At 38.3% G+C, this 4,524-nt stretch carries 3 protein-coding genes; all 3 read right to left on the bottom strand.

Annotated features, from left to right (window positions below; genetic code table 11):
• Positions 1 to 1,049, bottom strand: a 1,049-nt coding sequence (locus PLA23_RS10730) for a hypothetical protein (protein ID WP_324475174.1), incomplete at its 3' end; no start/stop codon positions are given.
• Between the two features lie 352 nt (positions 1,050 to 1,401).
• Positions 1,402 to 3,393: a NosD domain-containing protein gene (locus PLA23_RS10725; protein ID WP_324475175.1), complete on the bottom strand. Its 1,992-nt coding sequence runs from the start codon at positions 3,391 to 3,393 to the stop codon at positions 1,402 to 1,404.
• A 6-nt stretch (positions 3,394 to 3,399) separates the two neighbouring features.
• Positions 3,400 to 3,681 (bottom strand): hypothetical protein, encoded by a 282-nt coding sequence (locus PLA23_RS10720; protein WP_324475173.1) that lies wholly within the window; start codon positions 3,679 to 3,681, stop codon positions 3,400 to 3,402.
• Between the last annotated feature and the right edge of the window lie 843 nt (positions 3,682 to 4,524).

The raw sequence follows: 4,524 nt of genomic DNA, 5'->3' as shown, positions 1-4,524 counted from the left end.
AGTGTGAGATCTGTAACAACGATATCACTCACGGTATACTCATCGCTAACCCCAAATGAATTCGTTACGTTTTGAATAACATGATATACCCCGGGATCTGGCAACGTTACATTGAGATTTTTCGTTTTAAACTCTTTTCCAAAGACATTAACTCCGGTATTATTCCAGATGGTATAGTTGTATGAAAGGGGAACATCAGAAACGGTATAGTTCACCATACTAAGCGCCTGATCAGTTATACCAATCTCCAACGGGGCACCTCCACTTTTTGGAATTACCGAAAAGTTTGCAATTGGGTAGACTTTATCAGGAGGAATTGAAGTTTTACCAGTAATTGAGACTAAATTGCCCAGACTGTTGTTCACGGTCAGGTTGACCATGAAATTAGTGTCACTCATATCCTCAGTGAAATGATCCTGCCCGGAGAGAGTCTTTGAGATCCCTGTGGAAAGGTCAGTCCATTTCCACCACCATTCAGTAGTTTTGACCATAGGATCTAAATACGAATATGATAAGTCCCTGAATGTTATCGTCCCATTCGGATTTGTAGGAGTCCTATCATCATATGCGGGAACTGCGTCATAATCCACTGATATAAAATTCCGATTATCTGACACCTGGTAAACCATTTCGGTTGGTGAATACTGACTTCCGTCAGAAGCGTTAACAGTCAGATTTAAAAGATATGAATTCCCATCTGCGACAAAAGGACCAAATGTTGCATTTTGATCATTATTAATGGTAAAATCTGTAAAATTGCTAAGATTCGTCAAACTCCATCTCCAATCGAGGATTGTTTCACCATAACTTCCCGGCACCCACGTTGTATCATTGAGAAACAGGAAATCCCCATATGCAAGAGTAGTACCAAAACTACTTACCCCGGGACTATTCAAAGGTCTGCCAGCCTGGTTCTTTGCTATGTAATTTGGCGATAATACAGCCAGACAAGGCTGAAGGAGCAGGCCCAGAACCAAAAGTACCCCGAGAAATATTTCTGCCTTTTTTATTCCTTTCTGAGAATATAAATTCTCTTTTTTTCTCTTCATCGTATAATCCCCACCTTATGTACAAACCTACCTTTGATCAGGATACTAGTATTAATTATCGGATCAGTTATATAGATTATGCATTATAGTGTTCATCTCATACTATATGCCAAATAAAAAAAACAGCCATTTCATTTTTTTATAATACTGTGAGTATCATAATTTGAGAGGTTTCAGGATGATACAAAAAATCCTTTCATCCATTCAATCCTGAATGAATAATAATTGTCATTTGAATCTATAAACACAATCATATTTCTCTTTTTTAGAGAGATCATCAGAAGATGCGCTCCTCCATGAAATGAATAATTTTAATGATGCGCGAAAACTGATGGTTTTTAGGATGAAAAAATCAGGATTTGAAAAATAATGGAGAACTTTGATCATTAGTAAGAGGAATTGTAATATCCCCAATGACCTGACTTTGTGAGAGACTGTTTCGGGCCCATAAAGAAACAGAATATGATCCCGGAGTCGAATAGGTATGAGATACTACATTTCCGGTTCCAAAACTGCCATCCCCAAAGTCCCATTTCCATTGATTAATCTCCCCCCACGAATTATCTCTGAAAGTGAGCGTGTATCCATCAACTGATTCAACGGTAAAAGCTGCAATTATAACTCCCGAGAGTGGTTCATTATTGAGTCTGATTGCATAATCTCTATCAACTGAAGGTATAACAAATGGCGATTCCGTAGATTGTTCGACCCCATTTACCGTCAGATTCTTGATTCTGGCTCCGGCAGTCGGTTTGAACTGGAAGGTGATGGATTCCCCTGGATAAGCACTAAACATCCCGGATGGACTAATCCAGCCAATCTCATCCGATGAAGCATCGATTGTAAACCCAGTGCCCGATACAACAAAATTATACGGAACAGACGGACCACTTATTCCAGTTACAATAACCGGATGGTTGCCGAGGATATTATCAATCGTTTCAGGGAAGAGCGCATTAATCCTGGTTGGTGATTCGATGGTATACGAAATTGCCGACCCATCAACAGTAACACCACCAGAATCCGAAACCGTATCAAACCCGGTTCCAGTGATTATGACTGGGAAAGGTGCTGAATGCGTATTCTGAATTGCTCCACCCGGGTTTAAATTAGTAATTTTGGGCAATGCAGGATTAATTATGAACTGAACATTATCGTTACTATATAGACCATTCTGATTCACCGAAACATTCCATGGTCCTGTGACTGATGAAGAGGGAATGAATAAGGACCCGGTTAGATCAATCCCGGATAAGGAACCAACCGAAGTTAGATTAGATTCACCAAGATGAGTAAAATTAACTAGAGCTCCATCGATAAAGTTGTTTCCAGTCAATTGATACGTTATTGTACTCCCAGCCAGAGCGGATGAAGGAGATATGTTTAAAACTTCAGGAAATGGTAATACCCTGACCAGAGGGATAGTATCATAGATCCCTGATCCTGATACCACTTCATAGGGAATAGTAGTATAGCCATCTTTTGCTGGTGGCTGAAGATCTGACCAACCGGTGTGTGAGGGATTGCTCCAATAATTACCTGCAATAAAAGGGCCTCCCATAAAATTTAAACCGGGTTCAGGTCCAGCCGGGTTTGACCAGACATACCTTCCATAATTGCCCGTTCCATTTACAGGAACAAGACTTCCGAGATAATTATCAAAGATAGTGCCGTTTCCTTTACCATTTCCGGCATCAATCAGAAAATCAGTAGTTTTAGAATCATTAAATAGATTTTGATGAATTTTAATATTTTGAGCGCTATCTGATAATTTTAATCCTACATTATTTGAAATGAGTCTATTATCAGACACTGATGCGTTAATGCTTGCATAATAGAGTTCTATTCCTGTGTTATTGGTGCCATACACAAGATTACCTTTTATTATCGCATGAGGAAGGAAATTGGTGATTCCACGTTCATCATTAACCAGAACCTGGTTATTTTCTACCCTGGCATAATATCCGGATCCATTGTCACCAGGTTCAGGTCCGACATAGGTACCACCGGCACTTATTCCCCGCCGGGTATTGTATACCACAGTATTACCATACACATATGCATAATTTCCCTGAGATAATATCCCACCACGGTTGTTTAAGACAGTATTCTCAATGACCGATGAATTATGCCCACGTGAACAAAGTCCATAATCTCTATGGTTTATTGCTGTGTTTCTTATGATAGTTGAATAATTCCCATTGGAATCAATTCCGATCATGGTATTATTACTGACTCTACATTCTGCTATCGTCACATTATCCGCAAATGAATTAATACCATAATCAAATTCTGAAATGGTACTAATATTTGTAACCGTACTTTGAACCCCGTTTTTGGAGATGAGAACTCAGGAACCTGTCCCAGGCCCTGATATCTTATGATAATTTCCATCAAGGATAACACCAGGAGATTCTATCGCTATTGCGTAATCAGGAGAAGATGTAACCAGATTATCAATCAGATAATAAATACCCTGGCTGGTAATAATAATGTGTCCATCTGAATAACTACCGGTAAAAGTATAATCACTCCCGGAGTGATGTGGCTCCAGAGCAATCCCTGCACCTTCTGCTGTTGCAACTATACACAACATTATGCCAACCAATGGGTATAATCGAATATTATCCATAATATCACCTGAATGCAGCCATTACATGCTACACACCTACTCATTTCATCATTATAGACGAAGTGAGATTTAATGTTACTTTACATCAGGACTTAATTATAGTTTCGATTATATTTTTTTCTAATATTTTAATTCCTTTTCAGTAATAGATATGTAATCTAATCACTGCAACAGATATAAACACAGAAATGTTTCTGATAAGTATTCCAATAATGCACCACCCTTACATACTGCAGCATGAATTCAAAGAACTTCAACTCTCTTATCCCCTCGGGAAATAATCAGATTGGTGCAAGCCTCCTGATTTGGATCTGGCGATAACCAGAAAGAGACGTGACATATGCAGGAATAAAATGACTATGTTGGATATTGCAGGTTATTTGCTTGGGAAACCTCCATTTATTGTAATACGGCTATCATGGCAGTGATATGAAAATAACGGATAAACAACCCATTGGATCGTTGTTGGAGAGATTTCGGCTGCCTGTCTTTCATCAGATTAAGTCACCAGTAAATCTCTCATAAAAGTATTGTTTCCTAGTAATTCACCAACAGAACTATCATATAAGGTAATATTTGCGTAAAAATATAAAAACCAAATGTACAGACTTAGCGGAATTATTTTCCATACGCGATCTAAGTAATACTCCCGCTTACAATTACAACACACAGTCTGCAAAATCTGGTTTTTTGCAAAAACGTGATAAAACATCCTTTTTATTTGAGGAATTTCGGATATATAAATGATTATCAATATTTTATATAATAAATTTATTAAATTTAAAATATTGTCGAATAGGGAGATTGGATTACTCCTCTCCCCCCTTCCAAGAACAGGACTTG

The sequence above is a fragment of the Methanospirillum sp. genome, assembly GCF_035406105.1.
Taxonomy (GTDB): Archaea; Halobacteriota; Methanomicrobia; order Methanomicrobiales; family Methanospirillaceae; genus Methanospirillum.
Note: the sequence above shows the minus strand (reverse complement) of the source record. Positions and strands in the feature narration are given on the sequence as shown.